The sequence below is a fragment of the Halomonas sp. MCCC 1A11062 genome, assembly GCF_021404355.1.
GTDB lineage: Bacteria > Pseudomonadota > Gammaproteobacteria > Pseudomonadales > Halomonadaceae > Halomonas > Halomonas aerodenitrificans.
This window is the reverse complement of sequence record NZ_JABFTW010000099.1, coordinates 1-243: the sequence shown is the minus strand read 5'-3', so window position 1 is coordinate 243 and position 243 is coordinate 1. Positions and strand designations below refer to the sequence as shown.

At 61.7% G+C, this 243-nt stretch carries 1 protein-coding gene; it reads right to left on the bottom strand.

The features are described 5' to 3' along the window. On the bottom strand, nucleotides 1–243 hold a 243-nt coding region (gene tssD, locus HOP58_RS23330; RefSeq protein WP_234261945.1), incomplete at both ends, for a type VI secretion system tube protein TssD.

The window sequence follows — 243 nt, the reverse complement described above, 5'->3', positions numbered from 1 at the left end:
TGCCGGCGACGTTGTGTTCCCAGTCGATCTTGCGGTAGGCCAGGGACACGTCCATCAGCTGAGTGAACTCAGACTTGGTGGAGTCCTGGGCGTGCGGCATGCGCAGGTTGATGTCGACGATGGTGGCGTCGGTCAGGGTGGTGGTGAAGAAGTGCTCCTGCTTGCCCTCGACGGAGGTGCGGTACCACTTCAGCTCGACGTTCGGCAGCATTTCGCCGGAAGCCAGGGCGTTGTACATCAGCG